We start from the raw sequence: 24,228 nt of genomic DNA on the forward strand, positions 1-24,228 counted from the left end.
AGGTCCTCGTGCAGTTCCCCTTCGACGCGGAACTGCAGCTGGGCGCCGCGGTAGCTCATCGCCGCGGGCCTGGGCCGGTCGAAGGGCAGCTCGACCTGGTCGGGCAGGCCCGCCAGCCGCTCGCGCCAGTAGGCGAGCTGGTCGCCCCGCAGGCTGTCCGGGTCGCCCTCGTCGCCCAGCAGTTCCCGCTGCCACAGGGTGTAGTCGGCGTACTGGACCGGCAGCGGCGCCCACGCCGGCTTCGCGCCCTCGCGCCGGGCCGCGTAGGCGGTCGTCAGGTCCCGCGAGAGCGGGCCCGTCGACCAGCCGTCGCCGGCGATGTGGTGGACGACGAGCAGGAGGACGTGCTCCTCGTCGCCGAGCCGGAACAGCTCGGCGCGCAACGGCGGTTCGCCGGAGAGCTCGAAGCCCTGCGCCGCCGCCTCGGCCAGCCGGGCGGGCAGTTCGCGCTCGCCGGTCTCGGTCACCCGAAGCCGGGGCCGGGACGCTTCGGGGTCCAGCACCCGCTGGCACGGCACTCCGGCGGCCGAGGGGAAGACGGTGCGCAGGGTCTCGTGGCGTTCGGCCACGTCCGCCAGGGCTGCTTCGAGGGCGCGCTCGTCCAGGCTTCCGGTCAGCCGCAGCGCCAGCGGGATGTTGTACGTGGCGCTCGGGCCCTCCATCCGGTGCAGGAACCACAGCCGGCGCTGCGCGAAGGACAGCGGCACGGTCTCGGGCCGCTCGCGCCGGCCCAGCGCCGGGCGCGCCTGGGCGGCCGCGTCGACCCTGGCCGCCAGCCGGGCCACCGTCGGCGCGTCGAACAGGTCGCTGAGGCGCAGCTCCACGCCCAGCACGGACCGGGCCCGGGCGATGAGCCGGGTGCCGAGCAGGGAGTGTCCGCCGAGGTCGAAGAAGCCGTCGTCCGGCCCGACCTCGGTGACGCCCAGCACCTCGGCGAACAGCCCGGCGAGTTGGTGCTCGACCGCGCTGCGCGGGGCGCGGCCCGGTGCGGTGGGCCGGTGCTCGGGGGCGGGGAGGGCACGCCGGTCCAGCTTGCCGTTCGGGGTGAGCGGCAGGGCGTCCAGGACCACGATCGCCGACGGCACCATGTGCGCGGGCAGCCGGTCGCGGACCCAGGCCAGCAGGGCTTCCGTCCGGACGTCCTGTCCGGCGGCGGGCACGACGTAGGCGACGAGGAGGGGTTCCTCCTCGGTACGCACGATGACGGTGGTGCGCGTGAGGTCCGGGTGCTCGGCGAGGGCGGCCTCGATCTCGCCGGGTTCGATGCGGAAGCCGCGCACCTTGACCTGGTCGTCCGTACGCCCCAGGAACTCGAGGTGGCCCTCGGCGTTCCAGCGCACCAGGTCACCCGTGCGGTACATCCGGGTCCCCTCCGCGCCGAACGGGTCCGCCACGAAGCGCCCGGCCGTGAGCCCCGGCCGGTCGAGGTAGCCGCGTGCCAGCCCCGTACCCGCGATGTACAGCTCCCCCGACACACCACCGGGCACGGGCCGCAGCGCACCGTCCAGCACGTACAGCCGGGCGTTGGTCACGGGGCGGCCGATCACCGGGCGGGGGCCCGACGCGACGGCCGCGGTCACCGAGTTGACCGTGCACTCGGAGGGTCCGTACAGGTTGACGCAGTGCGTGCCGCCGGCCGCTCGCAACCGCTCCCACAGCTGCCGCGGGACGGCCTCGCCACCGGCCGCGACCAGCGCCGGGCCACGTCGCGCGTCGTCCAGGAGGCCGTGTGACACGAGGTCGTGGAGATACGAGGGGGTGGCCTCGACATAGTCCAGCGCACGGTCCGCCGCGTACGCGACGAACGCCTCCGGGTCCGTCCAGGTCGCCCGGTCCAGGACGTGCAGCTCATGGCCCGCGAACGGGGCCATGAGCTGGTTCCAGGAGGCGTCGAAGGACACCGAGGTGGTGAGCGCCACGCGCAGCCGTCGCCGGTCCCGCAACAGCGGCGCGAACAGCGCCTTCCGGTGGTCGGTGAGCAGGTCGGCCAGGCCGCCGTGCGTGGCGACGACGCCCTTGGGGCGGCCGGTGGACCCGGAGGTGTGGATGACGTAGGCGGGGTGCCGCGCGTCGACCGCCACCATCGGGTCGGTGGCGGGGCGGCTCCCGATCTCCGCCGCCGTCTCCGCGTCGTCGAGCACCAGCCGGTCACTCGCCGCCTCCGGCAGGCGGCCGAGCGTGCGCGCGTCGGTCAGGGTCAGGACCGGGCGGGTGTCGTCCAGGAGGTACGCGATCCGAGCGGCCGGGTATTCCGGGTCCACCGGCACATACGCGGCGCCCGACTTGAGCACCGCCAGGATCGCCACCACCAGGTCGGCCGACCTCGGCAACGCCACCGCGACCAGCCGCTCCGGGCCCGCCCCGCGCGCCATCAGCGCATGGGCCAAACGGTTCGCGCGTGCGTCCAACTCCGCGTAGGAGAAGGACACGTCGCCGCACACGAGCGCCGTCAGGTCCGGAATCGTCCGCACCTGCTCCCGGAACAGCTCCGGCAGGCTCGCAGCCGCAGGCGTTTCCGTCGGCCCGGTGCCCAGCGCCGCCACCTCGCGGTGCTCCTCGGCCGTGAGCAGGTCGACCCCGCCCACCGTCTCGTCCGGATCGAGGTCCGCCACCGCGTCGAGCAGGGCGAGCAGCCGTCCCTGGTGTGCGGCGAGGTCGTCGGCGCCGTACGCGTCCGGCGCGCCGTGCAGCCTGAGCAGCGGGGGGTTGCCGTCCCTGTAGTCGAACAGCCAGACGGCGAGGTCGGTGGTCGACCCCGAGACGAAGTGGTGCACGGACGCGGGGTGCCCGGCGAAGCTCGGCCTGGCGTTGAAGGCCATGATGTTGACGATCAGCGGGAACGCCGTACCGATGCCCCCGGGCGCTCCGAGGTCACGGAGCAGGTCCTCGCCGCGGTACCGCTCGTGCGCGACGGCCGCCTCGATCTCGCTCGCCACCTGGGCCACGAGCTCGCCCCACGGCATGTCGGGCCGTACGGTCAGCCGGAGCGGCACCACGTTGGACATCGTGCCGGGGACGGACATCAGGTCGCGGCCGGAGCCCCGGCGGGCCGTGACGGGCAGGGCGAGGACCACGTCCTGGGCGCCGCTCAGCCGGTGGGCGTAGAGCGCGGTCGCCGCGATCACCACCCGGGACCACCTGACACCGGCCCGGGCGGCCGCCGCCCGCAGCGCCTCCGGGTCCCGCAGCTCCCGCTCGCCGGCCACGCGCAGGACCCGGTGCGGGTCGGTCGCGGAGGTGGCGGTGAGCCGTGTCGGGGCGGGCAGGTCGGTGAAACGTTCGTTCCAGTAGGCACGGTCCGCCGTGAAGGCGTCGGAGGCGCGGTACTCGGCGTCGCTGTCGACCAGGTCCCGCAGCGTGCCGAACGGGGACGGCGGGACGGCGGCGTCCCCGGCCAGCGCCGAGTACACCTCACCGACCCGCCGGCGGACCATCGAGCTGCTGATCGCGTCCAGGACCACGTGGTGGTAGCGCAGGTACCAGAAGTACTCCGTCGGTGACAGCCTGATCAGCGCGTGGCCGAACAGCGGATCACGGGACAGGTCCAGCGGGCGGGCGAGGTCGCGCTCCATCCACTCGGCCGCCGCGGCCCGGGGGGCCGGCTCCGCCCCCAGGTCAAGGTGCACCGGCGCCCAGTCCCAGGTCTCCCGGAGGATCTGGCGCGGGCCGTCCCCCTCGTCGGTGAACGTCACGTGCAGGGCGTCGACCTCGCCCACCACCTGGCGCAGCGCGGTGTCGAACAGCTCCGGATCGACCGGCCCATGGATCTCCAGGCACTCACCGACGCGGTAGCCCGGGATCGGCGTCGGCGAGCTCTGCTCGGCGAGCCAGATCTCCCGCTGGGCCGCGGTCAGGGGAAGGACGTCGCCGTCACGACGGGACATGGGGGTACCTCCAGAGGTGTGAAAGGGCATGCGCGCAGGGCGCACCGGCCGCGGTGGCGTCACGCGGCCGGGCGGTGGGGCGGGTTCCTGCGGTCAGGCGGCGAGTTCGCCGGCCTGGAGCTGCCAGAGGGATGCGTAGAGCCCGTGCTGGGCGAGGAGTTCGTCGTGGGTGCCCTGCTCGGCGACGATGCCGCCCTTGTCCAGGACGTAGATGCGGTCGGCGTGGCGGACCGTGGAGAGGCGGTGGGCGATGACGATCATGGTCCGGTCGGCCGCGAAGCTGTGCAGCGTGCGCTGGATGGCGGCCTCCGTCTCGTTGTCCACGGCGGAGGTCGCCTCGTCGAGGATGACGACGGGCGAGTCCTTGAGAATCGCGCGGGCCAGGGCGATCCGCTGCCGCTGGCCGCCGGAGAGCGCGGCACCGCGTTCACCGATGAGGGTGTCGTAGCCGTTCGGCAGGGTCGTGACGAAGGTGTGGGCCTCGGCCATGGCGGCGGCGCGGACGACGGCCTCGTCGGAGGCGTCGAAGCTGCCGTAGCGGATGTTGTCGGCGATGCTGCCGTCGAAGAGGAACGGGTCCTGGGCGACGAAGCCGACGGCCTGGCGCAGTTCGTGCCGCCGCAGGTCCTGGACGTCCCGGCCGTCGAGCAGGACCCGGCCGGACTCGGCGTCCTGGAAGCGCATGAGCAGTTTGGCGATCGTCGTCTTGCCGGAGCCGGTGGCGCCGACCAGGGCGGTGACCCGCCCGGCCGGGACGGTCAGCGAGAGGTTGTCCAGGGTCGCCGGGCGGCCGGGATAGGCGAAGGTGACCTCGTCCAGGACGATCTCGCCGCGAACGGAGGGGAGGTCGAGCGTCTCTTCCCCGCGGTCGGCCTCGACGGGCAGCTCACGCAGCCGCTGGACCCGCTCGTAGGAGGCGAGGGTCCGCTGGTACTGGTCGGCGATGCCGCCGAGCCGGCTCATCCGCATGAGCAGCATCTGAGGGAGCCCGATGAGCGGGCTGAACACCTCGAAGCGGAGGGTGCCGTCGAGGACCGCGCGTCCGCCGATGAGCAGGGTGCCGGCCATCGACGCGGTGGTGCAGGCGCGGACGGTCTCGCCGTGGCGGAGGGTGCCGCGGTCGGTGCGGTGGCTGCTCTCCTGAACCGCGTCGCCCAACCGGTCGACGCGCTCGGCCTCGTACGCCTCGGTGCAGAAGCTCTTGACGGTGGCGCCGGCTTCGAGTGAGTTGATCACCTGGCTGCCGAGCCTGGCGCGGTGTTCGCCGGTGGCGGCGTAGTCCGTCGCGGCCTTGTCCTGGTGACGCAGGGAAAGCCAGGCGATGACCGGGATCGGGAGGAAGGCGATCCAGGCGATCTGGGGTGCCAGCAGGAGGAACGCCGGTACGAGCAGGGCCAGGCTGGTGCCGAGTTGCAGCACGTCGTTGGCCGGTCCCGCGAAGAAGGCGCCGAGCTGGCCGACGTCGTTGGTGAGGGTGCCGGCGACTCTGCTGGTCCGCTCGCCCTCCAGGTGGCCCAGTTCGAGGTGTTGGACGTGCCGGTAGGTGCGTCCCCGCCAGTCGTGCTCGATGTCCTGGCCGAGCCGGCGCCATTGGAGGTTCGAGGCGTACGAGAGTCCCGCGACGGCGGCGCATGCGGCGGCCACCAACCCTGCCAGACCCCATAGTTGGGCGGACGCCGTGGTCAGACCGAGGCGGGCCAGAGGTGCCGCCTCGCCCTTGATGAGGACCAGGCCGGTCCATCCGAGGAAGGTGCCGAGCGCCATCTCCGCGGCCTGGCAGGCGACGGACAGGGCGGCGGCCCGGTAGAGCCGGGGGCGGTGGGGTCCGACGATTTCCAGCAGGGGGTGCCGTTCGGCGCCGGGTCCGGCCGCGTCGGCCGTTCCGCGCCAGGCCTTCCGCAGGACGACCGCGGTCGCCGCGGCCACCCCGCCGACGGCCACGAGCTGCCGGGTCAGCGTCGAGCCCTTGACCAGCGCGGTGCCTGCCGCGACCCCGCCGCCGACGGCGAGCACCGGCCGTACGACGAGGCCGCGGTCCGCCCGGGGGGCCGGCACGGACCGGTCCGTCGCCGCTCGCCCCGTGCCGGCCGCCTCCCGGGCGAGCCGGGCGACGGTGCGGCCGATGATCCGGCCGACGTCCGCGGCGCGCAGCCGTGCGTCGTGCCGGACGAGCACTCCGCCGGTGACCGGGCTGGCCTGGGCCTCGGTGATCCCGGGGATGTGGCGCAGCGCGGCGGCGAGGATCTCGGCCGTCCGGGGGCGTCCGACGACGAGTCCGACGTCCCAGCGCTGGCGGCCCGGTGTGACCGAGCGAGGGCTCGCGGCCGGTTCCGTGGAGCGGAATCCGGATGCGGCTCCCAGTAGCGATGGCATGTGTACGTTCACCTGTTTGCGGAGGTCGCGGAAGGCCGTCACGGAGTCGACGGATCAGGGCGACGGAACGGGAGATGAGCTACGGAGCGGGCCGGCGGCGACACCGGAGGGGTGCGCGGGCGGGGCGGCCCGAGAACGGCCGCCACCCTGGCGTGCTCCGCCGCAACCGATCGGCGGGCTCGCCTGGTGGCGGCCGCGGGTCGCACAGGCCGTCAGTGCGTCTTTCCGGCGACGCTCTCGGCGGTGGCGCGGATCTTCGGGGCCCTCCGGTCCCCCTTGGCACCGGTTCCGGTCGTGTGCTGGCCGGGCACGGAGTGGCCCTCGGTGTCGCCGGCGGCGATCTGGGCGGCGACCACGTCGGCGGCGACCTCGGCCGCGAGGTCGTGGATGTTCTCCCCGGCCTCGTGGGCCGCCTTCTTCACCTCCATCGCGATTCCGACGGACGCTTTGACGACTCCACCCACCAGTGGCCTCAGCAGACGCTTGGCCAGCGGCGCGACGATGAGCCCAATGAGAAACGGCGGTACTACAGGCGGCATGACGCTCCATCCTCTCCACGCATACGTATGACAGGGAACCCGGGCACGACGAGAATGGGAGCGGCGCACCGCCGGGCGGAAAAAGGAAATTCCGTTGCGAATTCCGGTACGGACCGGAAAAACCGGCACGGCCCCGGAATCCGAATTCCCGGACGACAGGAACACGCCGTCCGATCCCTTGATCACGGTAGTCGAACAACGCCCGCCTGGGCCAAACGGATTCCTCCGGGTTCACTCGTGTGAGTGTGGGTGGCCATTTCTCGTGTCCGGAATTGGGCGCACCTCGGCACATTCAAGAATGATTATCTGACTATCTTTTTCAAAACATGCCGCCCGGCACATGCCCCGATGCCCCCGCACCGACTCGTACGGGTGAATCAGGTTCGGCCGTCCCCGTCGATCCCGGCCGTGCCCGGCCCGGCGGCCAGGCGATTCCGGGCACTCGAACAGGCTTTCCGCGCAAGGAAGTTGGATCATCACGGCCACCCTCCGGTGGCACCATGACGCCATGCTCCGACGCACCCCGCCGGCCGCCCTGACGGCCGCGCTCACCGCCTCGGCCCTCGCGCTGAGCGGCTGCGGCGGCGTCGCCCGCTCCTCGACGACCACCCCCCTGGTGGACCGCGGCACCGTCCGGATCGCCGAGGCCAGCGAGACGCCGAGCTTCGACCCGTACTCCACCTTCGGCGCCTCCCAGGCCCGTTACGCCTACGACTCCCTGGTGAACCCCGCCCCCGACGGCGGCCTGGTCACCGGCCTGGCCTCCTCCTGGCGGGCGACGGCCACCAGCGCCGTGTTCACGCTCCGCGCGGGCGTCACCTGCTCCGACGGGACCGCCCTCACCGCCTCGGCGGTCGCCCGGTCGCTGACCTACGCGGCCGACCCGGGCAACCAGCTCGCCGGAGCCCGCACGGTGCTGCCGAACGTCCCGTTCACGGCACGCGCCGACGACCGCACGCGCACGGTGTCGGTCTCGGCGGACGCCCCGTTCCCCTTCCTGGTCCGCACCATCGGTCTGCTGCCGGTCGTCTGTCCCGCGGGCCTGGACCGGCCCGGCTCGCTCGCCCGCACCACGCAGGGCACCGGCCCCTACGTGCTGACCCGCTACTCCCCCGGCGGGCCGTACGAGTTCAGCGTCCGCGAGGACTACAGCTGGGGGCCCGCCGGCGCGACGACCGACGAGCGCGGCCTGCCCGGGCGCATCGTCCTCTCGGTGGTGCCCCAGACGTCCACGGCGGCGAACCTCCTGCTGACCGGGGGCGTCGACATCGCGCGGGTGAGCGGCCCCGACCGCGCCCGGCTCACCGGCCACGGCCTGGCCGTCTCCGAGGTCGCGACCGTCGTCGGGCTCACCTTCTTCAACCAGCGCCCGGGCCGGGTCCTCGCCGACCGCGCTGTGCGCCGGGCCCTGGTCTCCGCCCTCGACCGCAAGGGGCTCGCCAACGTCGCCGTGGGCGGCACCGGCAGCCCCGCCGAGGACTTCGGCGCCGAGGGGGCCGTCTGCCACGCCGCCCTCGCCGACGCCAACCTGCCCGCCCTGGACGCCGCGGAGGCGCTGCGGGAGGCGGGCTGGACCCGTTCCGCCGGCGGTCCGCCGGCCAAGGACGGCCGAACGCTCCGGCTCCGCCTGATCACCAGCCCCGATCTCGGGCCCACACTGGCGTCCGTCGCCGAGCTGATGGCCCGGGAGTGGACGGCGCTCGGCGCCAAGGTCGAGCTGGTCACCGAGAGCCTGCCCGCCCTGGTCAACGCGATGTACACGACGGCCGACTTCGACGTGGTGGTCGGCAGTACGCCGGGCTTCGCCCTGCCGGCGGGCTTCATCCCCTTCTTCTCGGGCCCCGCCCCCGCCGAGGGCCTGAACTTCGCGGGGGTGACCGATCCGGAGTACGACGCCCTGGTCGCCCGGGCCCTCCGGGAGCCGGACACGACGGGGTGCGCCACGTGGAACAGGGCCGCCGCCGCGCTCCTCCGCTCGGCCGACGCGCTGCCGATCGCCGAGGGCCGCAGCGGCGTGTACGGCCACCGCACCACGTTCACCACCACGTTCGGCGGTCAGCTCGTCCCCACGAGCATCCGCCTCCACCAGTGATCCCGGGGCCCACCATGACCGTTCCCTCACTGCTGCGACATCCCTGGACGGTGTTCCTGGGCCGCCGCGGCCTCCGGCTCCTCGTCTCCCTCGGCATCGTCCTCACCGCGTCGTTCGCGATGATCCGCCTCATCCCCGGCGACCCGGTGCGCGCCGCGCTCGGCGTGGACGCCGCACCCGACCTCGTCGCCGCCCGGCGGCACGCGCTCGGGCTGGACATGCCGTTCCTGGCCCAGTACCGGCAGTACCTCGGCGGCCTGCTGCACGGCGACCTCGGGACCTCGCTGGTCACCGGGGCGCCGGTCGCGGAGCTGGTCCGCACCCGGCTGCCGGCCACCCTGGAGATCGCCGGCCTCGCCTTCCTCACCGCACTCGCCGTCGCCCTGCCCGGCGGACTGCTCGCCGCCGTCCGCACCCGCGACGGCCGCCGCCCGCGCACCGAGCTGGCGTTCACCACGGTCACCGCCGGTCTGACCGGAGTGCCCGACTTCGTGCTGGCCGCCGGGCTCACCGCCCTGCTCGCCGTCGGCCTCCAGCTGTTCCCGGTGGCCGGTGCGGCGGGCGTCGCCTCCCTGGTGCTCCCCGTCCTCGCGCTCTCCCTCACCCCCACCGCCGTACTGCTGCGCATTGTCAGGGTGGAGGCGCTGAAGGTGCTGGACGAGGACTATCTGCGTACCGCCCGGAGCAAAAGACTGTCCGCCGCACGCCGCCATCTGCGGCACGCGGCCCCGAACATGGCGTCCGCGGCGCTCACCGTCGCCGGGAGCCTGCTGCCCGCCCTGATCGCGGGCACGGTCCTGGTCGAGAAGGTGTTCGCCTGGCCCGGCATCGGGTCCGCGATGGCCCAGTCCGTGGTGTCGCAGGACTATCCGGTGGTCCAGGCCATGGTCCTGGTGCTCGGCGCCACGGTGCTGCTGGCCGGCCTGCTGGTCGATGTGCTGCTCGCCCTGCTCGACCCACGCTCGGCGATCCGGGAGATGTGATCATGAGCCTTGTCACCGATCTCCGGCGCTCCCCGATGGCCTGGGTCACCGGGGTCATGCTGGCGTCGCTCGTCGTGCTCGCCGTGGCCGGCCCGCTGTTGTGGGGCGCGGCCGCCGACCGCCCGGATCCCTCGGCCGTGCTGCGGGGGCCCTCGGCGACGCACCCGGCCGGTACGGACGGCCTCGGCCGGGACCTGCTGGCCCGCGTCCTGGCGGCGGCCCGGCCCTCGCTGCTGCTCGCGCTGGCTTCCGTGCTGCTCGGCGCGACCGCGGGCGTGCTCCTCGGGGCCTGTACGGCGGTCGTCGGCCCGCGCGCCCGCCGGCTGGCCGCCGGGGTCATCAACCTGCTGCTCGCGTTCCCGGCGCTCCTGGTCGCGATGTTCCTCTCGGTGGTGTTCGGCGCGGGCACGGCCGGGGCGGTGCTGGCTCTCGCCGCCGCGAGTGTGCCCGGGTTCGCGCGGCTGGCCCAGACGCTCGCGGCGGGCGTCGCGGGCACCGACCACCTGGCCGCCGCCCGGGTCCTCGGGCTGAGCCGGCTCCGGCTGCTGTGGCGCCACGTCCTGCCGAACATCGCCGAGCCGCTGCTCCTGAGCGTCACCACGGCGGCGGGCACCGCGCTGGTCGCACTCTCCGGACTGAGCTTCCTGGGCCTGGGCGTCCAGCCTCCGGGCTACGACTGGGGGCAGCTGCTCAGCCAGGGGCTCGACCGGATCTACGCCGAGCCGCTGCCCGCGCTCACCCCGGGCCTGGCACTCGTGTACGCGGCCCTGACGTTCCAGCTGCTGGGCGAGGTCCTCGCCGGGGGCGCCGCCCGGCGCGGCCAAGTGGTGCGCATCCCGGCACCGCGCTCCGCCCCGAGCGGCCCGGCCGAGGACGGGCAGGTCCTTCAGGTCGACGGCCTCACCGTCGAACTCCCGACCCCCGCCGGACCGATCCGCCCGGTGCGCGGGGTGAGCCTGTCGCTGGGGCGGGGCGAGATCGTCGGGCTGGTCGGCGAATCGGGGTCGGGCAAGTCGCTGACCGCGCTCGCCGTCGCCGACCTGCTCCCGTACGGCGCCCGGGTCTCCCGGCGCACGCTGCGCCTGCTCGGGACCGACCTCGGCGCGCTGACCCGGAAGGAACGGGACCGGCATCTGGCTACGGGCCTGTCGGTGATCTTCCAGAACCCGGCGTCCGCGCTCAACCCGGCCCTGCGCATCGGCACCCAGCTCACCGAGGCGGTCCGCGCCCATCGGGGGACGAGCCGGGCCGAGGCCGCCGCGCAGGCCGCCGAGGCACTGCGCCGCGTCGCCCTCCCCCCGTCGCTGCTGCACTCGCGCCCGTACGAGCTCTCCGGCGGCCAGCGTCAGCGGGTGATGATCGCCGCCGGGCTGATGGTGCGGCCCGGGCTGATCATCGCGGACGAGCCGACGACCGCGCTCGACGTGACCGTGCAGCGTCAGATCACCCGGCTGCTCGTGGACATCCGGCGGGACACGTCCGCCGCGATCCTGTTCATCAGCCACGATGTCGCGCTGGTCGCCGAGTTCTGCGAGCGGGTGCTGGTCATGTACGCGGGCACCATCGTCGAGGCCCTGCCCGTCGGCCGGCTCGCCGAGGGCGCCCGGCACCCGTACACCCGGGCGCTCGTCGCGTCGGTCCCGGACCTCACCGCCGACCGGGGCCGCCCGCTGCCGACGGTCGAGGGCGCCCCGCCCGATCCGCACGCGCCCCCGCCGGGCTGTGCGTTCGAGGCCCGCTGCCCGCGCCGCCGGGACCGCTGCGCCGAGCAGGCTCCGCCGCTGGACGACCTGGGCTCCGGCCACCGGGTCGCCTGCTGGAATCCGCTGCCGGTGCCGGCGGTCCCGGAGGCGGTGACCGCGTCATGACGGCGCTCCGGGTGGACGGCCTCACCGTCCGGCGCACCGGCCCCCGTGGCTCCTTCGCCGCCGTGGACGGGGTCTCGCTGGAGATCGCGCCCGGCACGACGCTGGGCCTCGTCGGGGAGTCGGGCTCCGGGAAGTCCACACTGGCGGGCGCGATCGTCGGGCTGGTGCCGGTGCGGGGCGGCCGGATCCTGGTCGACGGGGAGGAGGTACGCACCCGCACCGTCCGGGACCGGCGCCGGCTGGCCCGCCGGGTTCAGGTGGTGCTCCAGGACCCGGACACCGCGCTCGATCCCCGTATGACCGCCCGTCAGACGCTGGTCGAGGCGGCCACGGTGTTCCGCCGGCTCGACCGGGCGGGGCGCGCGGAGCGCGTCGCCGAGCTGCTGGACCTGGTCGGCCTGGACGGGGGGCTCGCCGACCGCCTGCCACGGCAGCTGTCCGGGGGTCAGCGGCAGCGCGTCGCCCTGGCCCGTGCGCTGGCCGTCGAGCCGGGCCTGCTGATCTGCCGACGAGATCACCTCGGCGCTCGACGTCTCGGTGCAGGCGTCCGTCCTGAACACGGTCGGCCGGCTTCAGCGGGAGCTCGGCCTGTCCATGCTGTTCATCGGCCACAACCTGCCCGCGGTCTGCCACGTCTCCGACATGGTGGCGGTCATGCGGCACGGCCGGATCGTGGAGACCGCCCCCACCGGAACGCTTCTGAGCGCACCGGCCCATCCGTACACCCGGACGCTGCTCGACTCCGTACCGTCCCTGCGCACTCGACTGCCCGGGGAAATGACCGTGTGACCGCGAGGAACACATTCACGCCATTCCGCTGTCAAGCCGTCGCCCGATTCCTCACGCTCACGGATTACCGCGCACTTTTCGCGCGGGTTTTCCGTGAGACGATGCGGCGGCTTCGGAATGCGACGGGGCCTTTCTCGAACCGCTTTCGAAAGGTACGGAGTATGGGAGTTCTCGCGCCCGGCCAGCCCCTGTCCCACCGGAGTTCGTCCCACCAGACCGGCGCCGGCCTGTCCGTGCCGTTCGCCGTCGCCGGGACCGGGATGCATCTCCCGCCGGAGGTCGTCACCAACCAGGAGCTGACGCGCACCCTGGACACCAGCGACGCGTGGATCACGAGCCGGACCGGCATCCGCGAACGCCGCCGTCTGGCACCGCACTTGGCGACCTCGGACATGTGCGTCGCCGCCGCCCGCCCGGCGTTGGAGGCGGCCGGGGTCGAGGCGGCCGGGCTGGACGCGATCATCGTGGCCAGCTACACGGGCGACCAGCCGCTCGTCTCGACCGCGCTGATCGTCAAGGACGCCCTCGGCGCCCACCGAGCCCTGTCGCTCGACGTCACCCAGGCCGCGTGCGCGTCCGGCATCCAGGCCATGCTGATCGCCGCACACCTCCTTCAGAACCCCTCCATCGGCACGGTCCTGCTCCTCGCGGCGGACTGCGCGTCCAGGATCACCGACCCCGCCGACCGCACCACGCGGGTCTTCTTCGGGGACGCCGCGGCAGCCGTCGTCCTCACCCGGAGCGAGACGCCCGGAGCCGGTCTGCTCTCGTACGACCTGGGCTCCCAGCTCTCGTACGACGTCCAGATCCCCGCCGGCGGCTCCCGGCTGCCGGCGAGCACCGCCACCGTCGCCGCCGGGGAGCACTACCTGTACATGGACGGGCGTGCGGTGTGGGACACCGCGACGACACGGCTCCCCGAGAGCATCCGCAGCGCCGCGCACCGGGCCGGTGTGCCGGTGGACCGGGTCCGGCACTTCTTCCTGCACCAGGCCAACCTGAACATCCTCGACGAGACCCTGAGCGCGCTCGACGTCCCCCGTGACCGCGCCACCGTCACCATCGACCGGCTGGGCAACACCGGTTCGGCGGGCGTGTTCACCGCGTTGCACACCTCGGTGACCGAGGGCGCCCTGCTTCCGGGGGACGTCTATGTGCTCTCCGGCATCGGCGCGGGCTTCCAGTGGGGCAGCCTCTGCCTGCGTCACGCCTGAGTCACGCCTGAGTCCGCGTGTCGTTCGGGACGTCCACGGACGAGTGAACTGCCTGCCGTACCGTGGCGCACCGTCCGCCGCGAACGACAGCATGGGCTCATGATCATCACGCGCTCCGGGGCCGATCGGGCTGCCCAGGCCCGGGCGGCCGAAGCCCAGCTCGCCATCGACGGAATCGACGGGGTGGTGTTCGGCTGGGTCGACAATTCCGGGCTCACCCGGGTGAAGTCGGTGCCCCTCAGCCAGCTCGTACACGCCGCCGAGTTCGGAGTCGGTGCCCCGCCCTGCTTCGATGTCGCCCTGGTGGACGACTCCTTCACCTCCGCCCCCTCCAGTACGGGCGCGGTGGGCGACCTGCGCCTCGTCCCGGATCTCGACCGGCTCACCCCCCTCGTGGCCCAGCCCGGCTGGGCCTGGGCCCCGGCCGATCGCTACACGCAGGACGGCGCTCCGCACCCCGGCTGTCAGCGCGGCTTCGCCCGCCGGGCCACGGAGGCCGTGGCCCGGCGCGGCCTGACGTTGCGCGCCGGGATCGAGGTCGAGTGGGTGGTGGCCGACGCCACCGGCGATCCGGCGACGACCGGGCCCGGGTACGGCATGACCCGCTTCATCGAGCACTCCGACTACCTCCGGGACGTGCTGCGCGCCCTCACCGGGCAGGGACTCACCGTGGCGCAGCTCCACCCCGAGTACGCCGCCGGGCAGTTCGAGGTCTCCGTGGCCGCCGAGGGCCCGGTCGAGGCGGCCGACACCACGATGCTGATCCGCCACACCATCCGGGCCGTCTCCGCCCGGCACGGCCTGCGCGTCTCGTACGCCCCCGTCTTCACCGAGGGCGCGCTCGGCAACGGCGGCCACCTCCATCTCAGCCTCTGGCGGGAGGGCCGCAACCTCGGCCACGGCGGCCCGGGGCCGCACGGGCTGCACGCCGAGGCGGAGCACTTCCTCTCGGGCGCGCTGGCGCAACTGCCCGCGCTGCTCGCCCTCGGCGCGCCGGGCGTCGCCTCCTATCTGCGCCTGGTCCCGGCCCACTTCGCCGGGGCGTACCGCTGCTGGGGGCTGGAGAACCGCGAGGCGGCGCTGCGCCTGGTCACGGGGTCCGCCGCCGGGCAGGCGAACGCCGAGTTCAAGTGCTTCGACGCCGCCGCCAACCCGTATCTCTCGGTGGGCGGTGTGCTGGCCGCCGGCCTCGCCGGCCTCGACGCCGGGCTGCCCCTTCCGCCCGAGACCCGGGACGACCCGGCCGCGGCTGCCTCCGCCGAGCGCCTCCCGGTCAGCCTGTCGGAGGCGGCCGACGCGTTCGAGAAGTCCGCGCTGCTGCGACAGGCGCTCGGACGCGAGTTGTATGAGGCGGTGCTGGCGGTGCGGCGGGCGGAGGCGGACCTGTTCGCGGGGCGCTCGGACGCGGAGGTGATCGAGGCGACGCGCTGGCGGTATTGACAGGCCGTCAACTAGGCTCGTCCAGCCTCCGCGCCATGGGGACCGCGTCCGGGCCGTAGCTCGCGGGGAGCGGGGTTCCGGGCCGGGCCTGGTAGCCCAGCGCGGCCCACTTCCCCTGCGTGCCGTGCACGGCGACCAGGGAGAGGGTCCGGAATCCGGCCGCCCGCCCGGCCGCCTCCAGGTGCCGCAGCATCCGGGGAGCCAGGCCGCGGCCGCGCAGCCGCTCGGCGATCACCAGGTCGTGCAGGTGCAGGTTGGTTCCCGCCTGCCGCACGTTTTCGAGCAGGCGCAGGTCCGGGCAGCGGCCGAGCGGGTAGGGCAGGGCGAGCAGGTAGCCGCCGAAGACACCCTGGTACTCCAGCGCGAAGCAGGTGGACGGCGATGCGTGGTGCCGGGAGCGCAGCGCCTCCTCGCCCTCGGACAGACCGCTCACCGCATAGGCGCGTCGCTCCAGCGCGACCACCTCGCCCCAGTCCTCTTCCCGGAGCGGGCGGATCATCCCGGAATCCGTCATGCGCCACCGACACAGGTGTAGGGCAGGGGCGCGAAGCCGTTGAAGCCCCGGGTGGTGTAGGCGGCGGCGTACGCGCCGCAGGAGTGGACCCAGACCGGGTCGCCGGAGGCAACCCCGCGCGGAACGCGGACCGCGCCGCCCTCCCGTGCGTAGGCGTCGTCGCTGTCGCAGGTCGGTCCGGCCACCAGGGCCTCGACGAACCGGCCGTGGGAATGGGAGGGGAACTCCAGCCGGTACCGCAACTGGTCCATCTCATAGAGGCCGTTGAACTTCCCGCAGCTGAGGAAGAGCCAGTCCTCGCGGGTGCCGTCGAGCCGTTGACGGGAGGTGAGCCGGGCGACATGGGCCCGGATCGCTCCGTGGTCCGCGACCAGGTGCCGGCCGGGTTCCAGCAGGAAGCGCAGGGGTCCCGCATTGACGGCGCTCAGCCGTTCCATGCCGTCGCGGATCACCCGGAAGATCTTGTCCATCGGAGGTTCCAGTGGCCGCCCGTACCGGTCGAGCACGCCGAGCGCCGGCAGCCCCCCGCCGAGGTTGATCCGGTCCGGCACGATGCCGGACCGGTTGAGCGCGGCCACCAGGGCGGCCAGCGTCTCGACCGCCTCACCCCACGCCTCCGCCGTCATCTGCTGGGAGCCGACGTGCACCGACAGCCCGGACGGCACAAGGCCGGCGGCCCGGGCCGCTCCGAGCACGCGCAGGGCGTCCTCGGGCGCGCACCCGAACTTGTGGCTGAGCCCCCACAGCGCACCGCTCCCGGTGGTGGAGACCCGGCAGAAGACCCGCGCCCCGGGCGCGTGCCGCGCGATCGCCGCCACGTCCTCGCGGCTGTCGGTGGCGAAGTCGCGTACGCCCAGCCGGTACGCCTCGGCGATGTTGCGGTCGGACTTGACGGTGTTGCCGTAGTGGATCAGCCCGGGCCGCACTCCGGTGCGCAGCGCCTGCGCGATCTCCTGCGGGCCGGCCGCGTCGAAGCCGGACCCGAGCCGGGCGAGATGGCCGAGCACTTCGTCCACCGGACACGCCTTCATCGCGAACCGGACTTCCGCGCCCGGCAGTTCGGCGCAGACGGCGGCGTACTGACGCCCGATGCCGTCCAGGTCGTACACCAGGGTGTCCTCGGACGCGGCGGCGAGCGCGGCACGCAGCGCCGATGGCTCGGCCGTGGTGTGCCCACCGGCTCTGGCCCGGTCGCCCGCCCGGCGCTGCGCGGCGATCTGACGCGTGTCGGAGCACTGAGGCGTCACGTACGAACTCCCGATTCGGTGGACGACCGGCGCCGAGTCCCCTCAGGCAGCCGCGAGATGAAGGAGGCAGCGCGCGAACCGGCTGGGGGCGTCCGCCCCGTCTTTCCCTCCTCGCCACAACTCTATGGAGATGTGGCGCCCCGCCTGTCCGGACTCGTGGACGGTCACCACGTACGACACCGCTTCCCGGGGCCCGAGGCAGCCGCGCCGCACCGGGCAGCGGCGCCTCCGTGACCGGGGGCGGAACCACCCGAACGACTCCGGTGCGCGCCTCCCCGATCTTGACGATCTTGGCAATCGTCGAGCGCGGGGGTACGGCCGAGGCCGTGCGGACCCCTGAGTGGAGGCGCCCCTGCTCTTCTGAGCCGTGTTAGCATGCATGCCGCAGAGACAACTGGGTCGATGCCGGACGAAGTGGGAGGTGAGATTGATGACTGCCGTAGAGACGGCTGCCGCACGCAGCGCCCTCCGGACCATCCTCACGTCCCGGGCCCCGGTGTGACCTGAGCTTCACGCTCCTCCACGGGGCCCTCGTTCAAGGGTCTTTACGTTGTCTCAATTCTCGCATCACCCTCATCCCCGTCCGAACTCCCTCGTGGATTACGGCTGGGACGAGGCGTGGAATCACGCCTTCTCCCCCAGTCGCGAGGCCGGACTGATCCCGGCCCGCATCGTGCGCGCCGAACACGGCTCGTGCGAAGCGGTCACCGACGCCGGAATCCTCCGTGCGGAGATCCCCGGCGGTGCCGAGCAGGCACCGCCCACCACGGGCGACTGGGCTGCCCTGTCTCCCGCCACCACGAGTCGCGGACCGGTGCTGCGCGCGGTGCTGGAGCGCCGCACCGCGCTCGTGCGGTCCACCGCTTCGCGCACCTCCGGGGGCCAGGTCCTGGCCGCGAACGTCGACACCGTCGTGGTGGCGGTGTCGCTGGCTGTGCCGCGGAAGCACGGCAGGACGGAACGCATGCTCGCCCTGGCCTGGGAGAGCGGTGCCCAGCCGGTCGTCGTGCTCACCAAGGCCGACCGGTGTGCCGACCCGCAGCAGGCCGCGGCCGAGGTGTCCGAGGTGGCACCCGGCGCGGACGTGCTCGTCACCAGCGCCGTGACCGGGGAGGGCCTGGACACCCTGGCGGCTGTCCTGAACGGCACCATCGTGCTGCTCGGCCCTTCCGGGGCGGGCAAATCCACTCTGGGGAACCGACTCCTCGGCGAGGAGCGGCTGGCGGCCGGCGCCGTGCGCGAGGCGGACGGAAAGGGCCGGCACACCACCGCGTGGCGGGAGTTGGTCCCGCTGCCGGGCGGCGGGGTCCTGCTGGACACCCCCGGCCTGCGGGCGATCGGTCTGCACGATGCCCAGACGGGGCTTGAGCAGACCTTCGCGGAGATCGAACTCCTCGCGCGGGAATGCCGCTTCACCGACTGCGGGCATGGCAGCGAGCCGGGCTGCGCGGTGCTGGCCGCCGTCGAGACCGGGGAGATTCCCCGGCGCCGGCTGGACAGCTACCACCGGCTGCTGAGGGAGAACGCCTACGCGGCCTCGCGCACCGACGCCCGCCTGCGGGCCGGCCGCGAGGCCACCAGGAAGGACATCACGCAGCATCTGCGCGCGACCTACCGGTTCCGGGACCGCCAGCGGTGAGCGACGACCACAGCACCGCCGCCGGTTCCACCCCCCTCGCCTCCGAGAACGGAACGACCATGACCACCTGGACCACCCGCCCCGAGACCCCTGCCGACATCCCCGCCATCCGCGAGATCAACCTCGCGGCCTTCCCGACCCCCCAGGAAGCCGGCATCGTCGAGGCCCTCCGCGCCGACCCAAAGGCATGGATCGACGGCCTTTCCATGGTCGCGACCGGCCCCGACAACGCTCCGGTGGCGCTCGCACTGCTGACCCGCTGCCACGTCGACGGCGAACCCGCCCTCGCCCTGGCTCCGTGCGCGGTCCTGCCCTCGGCCCAGCGCACCGGTGCCGGATCGGCGGCCATCCGCGCAGCACTGGCCGCCGCCCGGGCCAAGGGAGAGAATCTCGTCCTGGTCTTGGGCCACGCCGCCTACTACCCCCGGTTCGGCTTCACGCCGGCCTCCGGCTTCGGCATCCGGGCCCCCTTCGACGTCCCGGACGAGGCCATGATGGCCATGGTCCTGGACGACACCCGCCCGGCCCCGACGGGCACCATCCAGTACCCCGCAGCGTTCGGCGTCTGACCCTCCTGTAGCGCCCCGGAACCACCACTCCGGGGCGCCACCCGCCTGCTTTGCCGCGCGGTGGGACAGCGGCATGGTCCGTACGCGTTCCTGGGCGGCCCCGCGCATCCGCGTCTGCTGACGCCGCCGGCCCGACTGCCGTGGCCGTGGTGCGCACCAAGGCGGCCCCGGTGCGAGCTGTGCGGGCTGCGCCCATGACAACTGGCGGTCAGCGGACGGTTGATCCCGCACTCGACGGCGTGACGCTCGCGGTGATCGGCCGGATCGAAGCACGGCGGCCGCCCGCCGGCTCTACCAGCAGGTCCTCGGTCCCGAGCAGCCACCTGACGAATCCGCTCGGTGAGATCCCCGCTGCACCGGGGCCGGCGCCACCCCATACGGCGCGAACGCCGCCCTCGGCGCCGATCTGACGGGTGTACTGGCGAGCAGTGCCGTGAACTCGCCCTTCGGGTCGCAGCCCACGTCCCACCCGCCCCCGTGGGCGAGCCCTCAGGAGACCTCCGCTCTGTCCATGTTCCAGATGTGCCTGCCCTCGGACCAGTTCTCCACGAACCGGCGGGCGGGGTACAGGAGTCGTGGCAGCAATGGCGCCAAGGCCTGCGAGTCCTCCCGGCGGGCCTTGGCCAACAGGGCGAGCGAGAGCGGGTACCTGACCTGGGCGGTGAAAGCCTCTTCGAACAGTTCCATGAGGGCCATGCACAGGTAGATCAACCCGGTGAGATCCGGGCTCCCACCACGGTCGGCGCCTCCGGATTGTTCGTACAACTCCCGAACGGCCCTGTCGCAGCGGGCGGCACCGCAGGTGTTCCAGTACTCCAGGAACCGGTCGTCGAGCCGTGGGATGTCGAGATTCACCAGGGTGTCCATCGGGTCCCCCAACATCGTGGCGAGATCGGCGAGAGCCTCGCGGGCCCGTCCGTATTGTGTCCGGCCGACACCCGTACCGCCGAGGCTGTCGAAGACCCACGCGGCCGGCGAGATGGGTCCCAGCGAGTTGGGGGTGCCCGCCGTGTCAAGCATGACGGACAGGACATTGCTGTGCGCGGCGTCGGGTGGTCCCGCGGCTCTCCGAGCCTGTGGGCTCGCCAGCATCCGGATGTTGGCAGCACCCGTGTACAGGGAAAGAGCCCAGCCGGCCGGAGAGTGGTGCAGCGCGTTGAGGGCGATAGTCCGCAGGCCCTCCACGGAGTCGAGATGCGCTCGGACGGGATCGGCGTGGATGCTCACCGCTCGTCGATCACGGGGCGACGCGGGCAGGTAGTGGACGTTCGCCACGAGCCACGCCACGGCCAGCCCGTGGCGTGTCTCCCGGTCCGCCTCCAGGGTCAACTGGTCCTCGGCGACAGCCTGAAATGCCGCCCATGCCGCTTCCGGGTAGGGGCCCGAAGGTGACAGAAACTCGCGGAGCTCCCCGGAACCGGTGGATATGTAACTCTCGATGGCGAGTTTCATGAGGAGTCGCATGGTCGCCACGTTGATCTTGACGACGTCAAGCCGGCGAGCCATGAACTCGACAAGGGTCCGCAGGGCATCTCCTTCCGTCGTCTGCCCGCGCTCCAGCATCCGGGTGACGACTCGGCTGCTCCCGCCGGCCCATTTCTCGTCCGCCAGATTCATGCAGATCTGGGCGAGGATCTCCCATCGTCCGCCCGTGAGCTCGGGCAGGAGACGATCCGCCAGCAGTTCGGGGGTTCCGCTGTTGCGCGCCAGGTGAAGGGCCGCGAAGTACTCCTGAAGGCTTTGATGCGTGAAGCCGAAGACTCCCGAGCCGTCCACCTCCGTTCCGAGTTCCGTAAAGATCCACGCACGGCCGCGGCACAGGTCAACGAGGTTTTCTGCCAACCGGCGCGCCTCCTCCAGCGCGGGCACCGACTCGTCGGACATCGCTGCCGCAGCGACCGTCTTCACGTCGGCCTCCGGCATGCCCGCCAGCCACTGGGGGTCTGTGATGGACCGGTAGGCCAGCGCGGCAAGGGTGTGCCGTACGGTGTCGAGATCCGTCTCGCTGTCGACCGGAAGCCCCTGGAAATTGTCCCAGTCGGCCAGAAGGAGCTCTGCGCATTTCTTGTACAGCTGCGCCCGGCTGCGCGGTATGAATCGGTGCCCCCGATACAGCACGCAGATATAGGCCAGCAGGAGCGGATTGCAGCGCAGGTCGGGGATGCTCGCGCTCTCCCTCATGAACGCGTCGGTCACCTGGTCGGGAGGCTCCGGCAGACGCGATCCGACGGAGAACCACTTGGATACGTAAGCGCGGACCTCACCGTTCTCCAGGACGAGCCCGTCGTCGAACGGCTGGATGCGATACTCGTGGAAGGTCACGGGATTCAGCCTCGCCGAGCTGTATCCGACGATCCGTGATGTGGCGAGAACACGCGACAGCGGGTACAGGCGGCTCGCCGTCTCAATGATTTCTGAGGACCTCCGACGCAGGCTCGCGGACTGCACTTCGTCGAGACCGTCGAAGACCAGCAGCGCGGAGCCCTCGAGAAGGAGCTCCTCGATGAGTCCCTGCGGGACCTTGATCTGGTACCGGTGGGACAACTGCTCCTCGACTGCCCGCACCAGCGAGAACCCCGAGGCGGTGAAGTCGACTTCACGCATCACCACGTAGAAGGGTATCAATCGGTCCCGCTGAAACAGCAGTGCTGCGGATATGGCGCTGCTCGTCGATTTCCCGGCCCCGGGGTCGCCCAGGAGCACGGTCCGGTCTATGGCGTCGATGAAGTCGTCGAAGGAGGTCCGGCTTCCCGCCTGTCCGTGGATCAGGGTGGGCTCCACGAATATGTCGCTGTAGTGGATCCTGCGGCGGTTCCCGAGGTCGGGAAGTGGTATCTCCTCGTGCAGCGAAAACGCTTTCCGGTAACGCTGCGTCCATTCGTCGCGGTCCTCTGCCGTCAGCCTATGAGGACGAGCCAGGACCGCCAGGTACGACTCGATCGAGTCCGCGGTGGCTCGGGCCAAGGTGGCGTGCGCCCAGTCGATGGCCTGTGACTCGTCCTTCAGAGCGGCACGAAGCTCGCGGGCCAGCCCCTCGCACCTGCGGTGCAGATGCACGAACAGAAGTTCCGAGTAGTTGTTGAGGGCGGCGACATCCGCGTTCGGGAACCTCCTCCGGAAGAAGTCCCGCAAAGCGAACTTGATCTTCGTCGCTGCCCTCAGGTCCCCATCGAGTATCTCGACAGCCATCAACTGCTGAGCGAGAGCCCTGAACTCCGGAGTCTCTATGCAACCGAGCACGTCGCGGTTGTTCACCCCGTGTGGCAGCTCATTGAGGAGGGCGGTCGGAGAAACGGGCCGTCCATCCGGCGCAGCGATCCGGTCCAGGGCGTGCGCGAGGCTCCCCCTGGCCCGCCCCCGGCGAGCCAGTTCCCGCTGCAGACGCCCCACCATGGGCCCGGCGACGACACCGGCCAGTCGACCCGCGATGGCTGCTTCGATACTCAAGTGCCCCCCCCTCGATGACAGCGCACTGAGCCGCCCCCTGCACGCAACCAACAGTCTCCGGGTCGAAACCCGCGACGTGCAACGGCACAGCCGAATCTGCAAGTCCGGGCGGGGCGCCCAAAGAGGAACCGCCGGAGGCACACCCGCACCGGCGCGGGGCGGGCCGCTCCGCAAGCCCCTCCAGCGACGGACCCCCGGTCAGGAGCAACCGTGCGTAGCGGTGCAGGCGAAAGCGGCTGTCGGACACGGTGAGGCCGAGGGGATGTGCGTTAAAAGCACGTTCTCTTCTGCCAGGCGTACTTCATTGCAGTTCGGGTGGTGGAACGATTCGGGCCGACTGAGGCAGCGGACGTCTGTGGTGGCACGTAGGGCGGGTGATGTCTTTCGATTGCCCGGGCCGCTCACGTAGAGGGGGAGCCGCGCTCGTTGGAACCGGGTGCGTGATCAGGACGTTGAATCAGCATGATGATGCTGTCAGGGCTGCTGATCATGGCGGTGTTAGTACTCGTCCCCTTCATGCTGGCGTCGATCCGCCATGTACTGGTGCGAGTCGGGCGCCCCAAGTGGCTGTGTCGCCTCTTGAGAGCTCGGACGCCCGCCGGCGGGTTGGGTGTCGGCGCCACGGTCACCGATGAACTGCATGCGTTCTTGAATGCCAACAAACGTGTGCAGCTTGAGCGACGCCAGGAGCAACTTGCCCTGCGAGACGACACGCTCGACGGTGCTCCGCCGAGGATGGGGATCGACCTGGACGCGGGGACAGCCGTGGTCCGGAGGCGCCAATGAAGGTCCGGCTCACAGGTTGAGCCTTCGGTAGCAGATCAGGCTGGCCGAGATCCCGGTGAAGGCCAGAAAGTATTCGGCCAGGGTCGAAGGCATACCAGGATTCAGTGGGAGTACCTGCCGCAAGAGCTGGGCTTCGGTTCCGGCGTGACGTGCCGGCGCCGGCCGGCTGCCTGGAACAACGCCGGCGTCTGGGACCAGTCGCACCTCATCCTGCCGGCGAGACTGCGGGCCGCCAAGCAGCTCGACTGGTCGCGGGCGGTGATCGACTCCTCCCACGTCCGGGCCGCTCGGCGCGGCCCGATAGCGGCCCCATCCCGGTCGACCGCGCACGGCCGGGCAGCAAGCACCATCTCCTCGTCGACGGCCAGGGCATCACGCTCGCGGAGTCGCTGACCGGCGGCAACCGCAACGACGTCCCCCAGCTCCTGCCGCACCTGGCGAAGCCCCCCCCCCCCGGTTCCGGGCTCGTCGGCAGCCCGCCCCGGAGTCGCGCACGGATCCGGCCTCGGCATTCACCGCTGGGTGGTCGAGCGCACCATCACCTGGCTACACAGGCTTCCGACGCATCCGCATCCGCATCCGCATCCGCATCCGCATCCGCATCCGCATCCGCATCCGCATCCGCATCCGCATCCGCATCCGCTGGGAACGACGAGACGATATCCACGATGTCTTGAAGAGACTGCGGGAACTCGCATTACTCTCTTATATCGGTGGTCGGTTCCGGAAAAGCCGTACACCTGGGATTGGGATCCCCTGGCAAAGAGTCGGCAAGATGCAGCGCCATCGATCCCTTCCGATCAGAAAGACGCGTGCACCCGCACGGCTGCGACCGGCAACCCGC

15 protein-coding genes and 2 pseudogenes are annotated in these 24,228 nt (G+C 72.2%); 11 read left to right on the top strand and 6 right to left on the bottom strand.

The features are described 5' to 3' along the window. From ACN6LM_RS23285 to ACN6LM_RS23295, 3 genes are all read right to left on the bottom strand, one after another. Window positions 1-3,884 (bottom strand): amino acid adenylation domain-containing protein (locus ACN6LM_RS23285; RefSeq protein ID WP_445067325.1); only part of this gene is annotated, 3,884 nt, incomplete at its 3' end. A 93-nt stretch (window positions 3,885-3,977) separates the two neighbouring features. Next, window positions 3,978-6,257 carry an ATP-binding cassette domain-containing protein gene (locus ACN6LM_RS23290; protein ID WP_445067326.1) on the bottom strand — a complete coding sequence of 760 codons (2,280 nt, stop codon included), beginning with the start codon at window positions 6,255-6,257 and terminating at the stop codon, window positions 3,978-3,980. A 212-nt stretch (window positions 6,258-6,469) separates the two neighbouring features. Continuing rightward, window positions 6,470-6,796: a DUF5132 domain-containing protein gene (locus tag ACN6LM_RS23295; RefSeq protein WP_445067327.1), complete on the bottom strand. Its 327-nt coding sequence runs from the start codon at window positions 6,794-6,796 to the stop codon at window positions 6,470-6,472. Window positions 6,797-7,304: 508 nt separating this feature from the next. On the opposite strand from ACN6LM_RS23295, the gene ACN6LM_RS23300 reads away from it, so the two are divergent. The 7 genes and pseudogenes from ACN6LM_RS23300 to ACN6LM_RS23330 all read left to right on the top strand — a co-directional run bounded on the left by ACN6LM_RS23300 (window position 7,305) and on the right by ACN6LM_RS23330 (window position 15,182). Continuing rightward, complete coding sequence (locus ACN6LM_RS23300) at window positions 7,305-8,888, top strand: ABC transporter substrate-binding protein (protein WP_445067328.1); 1,584 nt, start codon at window positions 7,305-7,307, stop codon at window positions 8,886-8,888. Window positions 8,889-8,902: 14 nt separating this feature from the next. Then, window positions 8,903-9,871 (top strand): ABC transporter permease, encoded by a 969-nt coding sequence (locus ACN6LM_RS23305; protein ID WP_445067329.1) that lies wholly within the window; start codon window positions 8,903-8,905, stop codon window positions 9,869-9,871. 2 nt (window positions 9,872-9,873) lie between these two features. Beyond that, window positions 9,874-11,739 carry a dipeptide/oligopeptide/nickel ABC transporter permease/ATP-binding protein gene (locus ACN6LM_RS23310; protein ID WP_445067330.1) on the top strand — a complete coding sequence of 622 codons (1,866 nt, stop codon included), beginning with the start codon at window positions 9,874-9,876 and terminating at the stop codon, window positions 11,737-11,739. Continuing rightward, window positions 11,736-12,182: pseudogene (locus tag ACN6LM_RS23315) on the top strand (ATP-binding cassette domain-containing protein); the annotation flags it as partial. The gene ACN6LM_RS23310 and the pseudogene ACN6LM_RS23315, both read left to right, overlap by 4 nt. Window positions 12,183-12,276: 94 nt before the next feature. Then, window positions 12,277-12,528, top strand: a complete 252-nt coding sequence (locus ACN6LM_RS23320; protein ID WP_445067350.1) for an ABC transporter ATP-binding protein — start codon at window positions 12,277-12,279, stop codon at window positions 12,526-12,528. Window positions 12,529-12,689: 161 nt separating this feature from the next. After that, window positions 12,690-13,742, top strand: coding sequence for a 3-oxoacyl-ACP synthase III family protein (locus ACN6LM_RS23325; RefSeq protein ID WP_445067351.1), 1,053 nt, complete (start codon window positions 12,690-12,692; stop codon window positions 13,740-13,742). A gap of 99 nt (window positions 13,743-13,841) precedes the next feature. Continuing rightward, complete coding sequence (locus ACN6LM_RS23330) at window positions 13,842-15,182, top strand: glutamine synthetase (protein WP_445067331.1); 1,341 nt, start codon at window positions 13,842-13,844, stop codon at window positions 15,180-15,182. 7 nt (window positions 15,183-15,189) lie between these two features. Here the strand turns inward: ACN6LM_RS23330 and ACN6LM_RS23335 are convergent, their stop codons facing one another. Further along, window positions 15,190-15,681 carry a GNAT family N-acetyltransferase gene (locus tag ACN6LM_RS23335; protein ID WP_445067332.1) on the bottom strand — a complete coding sequence of 164 codons (492 nt, stop codon included), beginning with the start codon at window positions 15,679-15,681 and terminating at the stop codon, window positions 15,190-15,192. 11 nt (window positions 15,682-15,692) lie between these two features. Beyond that, entirely contained in the window at window positions 15,693-16,844 is a 1,152-nt protein-coding gene (locus ACN6LM_RS23340) for a type III PLP-dependent enzyme (protein ID WP_445067352.1), read from the bottom strand. 694 nt (window positions 16,845-17,538) lie between these two features. On the opposite strand from ACN6LM_RS23340, the gene rsgA reads away from it, so the two are divergent. Then, window positions 17,539-18,582 carry a ribosome small subunit-dependent GTPase A gene (gene rsgA / locus ACN6LM_RS23345; protein ID WP_445067333.1) on the top strand — a complete coding sequence of 348 codons (1,044 nt, stop codon included), beginning with the start codon at window positions 17,539-17,541 and terminating at the stop codon, window positions 18,580-18,582. Window positions 18,583-18,641: 59 nt separating this feature from the next. After that, window positions 18,642-19,151: a GNAT family N-acetyltransferase gene (locus tag ACN6LM_RS23350; protein WP_445067353.1), complete on the top strand. Its 510-nt coding sequence runs from the start codon at window positions 18,642-18,644 to the stop codon at window positions 19,149-19,151. Window positions 19,152-19,640: 489 nt separating this feature from the next. On the opposite strand, the gene ACN6LM_RS23355 is transcribed toward ACN6LM_RS23350, so the two are convergent. Further along, window positions 19,641-22,598: an NACHT domain-containing protein gene (locus tag ACN6LM_RS23355; protein ID WP_445067334.1), complete on the bottom strand. Its 2,958-nt coding sequence runs from the start codon at window positions 22,596-22,598 to the stop codon at window positions 19,641-19,643. A gap of 462 nt (window positions 22,599-23,060) precedes the next feature. Between ACN6LM_RS23355 and ACN6LM_RS23360 the strand changes: the two genes are divergently transcribed. Both ACN6LM_RS23360 and ACN6LM_RS23365 read left to right on the top strand, forming a co-directional pair. Further along, window positions 23,061-23,384 carry a DUF6191 domain-containing protein gene (locus tag ACN6LM_RS23360; RefSeq protein ID WP_445067335.1) on the top strand — a complete coding sequence of 108 codons (324 nt, stop codon included), beginning with the start codon at window positions 23,061-23,063 and terminating at the stop codon, window positions 23,382-23,384. Window positions 23,385-23,477: 93 nt separating this feature from the next. After that, window positions 23,478-23,961, top strand: a pseudogene (locus ACN6LM_RS23365) (transposase); the annotation flags it as partial. Window positions 23,962-24,228 lie beyond the last annotated feature (267 nt).

Source organism: Streptomyces sp. SAS_281 (assembly GCF_052542855.1).

Excerpts from the sequence above, each read along its gene's own strand:
- ACN6LM_RS23335 (WP_445067332.1), bottom strand. The coding sequence starts at position 15,681 with ATGATCCGCCCGCTCCGGGAAGAGGACTGGGGCGAGGTGGTCGCGCTG.
- ACN6LM_RS23360 (WP_445067335.1), top strand. The coding sequence starts at position 23,061 with ATGATGATGCTGTCAGGGCTGCTGATCATGGCGGTGTTAGTACTCGTC.
- ACN6LM_RS23295 (WP_445067327.1), bottom strand. The coding sequence starts at position 6,796 with ATGCCGCCTGTAGTACCGCCGTTTCTCATTGGGCTCATCGTCGCGCCG.
- ACN6LM_RS23305 (WP_445067329.1), top strand. The coding sequence starts at position 8,903 with ATGACCGTTCCCTCACTGCTGCGACATCCCTGGACGGTGTTCCTGGGC.
- ACN6LM_RS23325 (WP_445067351.1), top strand. The coding sequence starts at position 12,690 with ATGGGAGTTCTCGCGCCCGGCCAGCCCCTGTCCCACCGGAGTTCGTCC.
- ACN6LM_RS23310 (WP_445067330.1), top strand. The coding sequence starts at position 9,874 with ATGAGCCTTGTCACCGATCTCCGGCGCTCCCCGATGGCCTGGGTCACC.
- ACN6LM_RS23350 (WP_445067353.1), top strand. The coding sequence starts at position 18,642 with ATGACCACCTGGACCACCCGCCCCGAGACCCCTGCCGACATCCCCGCC.
- ACN6LM_RS23290 (WP_445067326.1), bottom strand. The coding sequence starts at position 6,257 with ATGCCATCGCTACTGGGAGCCGCATCCGGATTCCGCTCCACGGAACCG.
- ACN6LM_RS23300 (WP_445067328.1), top strand. The coding sequence starts at position 7,305 with ATGCTCCGACGCACCCCGCCGGCCGCCCTGACGGCCGCGCTCACCGCC.
- ACN6LM_RS23330 (WP_445067331.1), top strand. The coding sequence starts at position 13,842 with ATGATCATCACGCGCTCCGGGGCCGATCGGGCTGCCCAGGCCCGGGCG.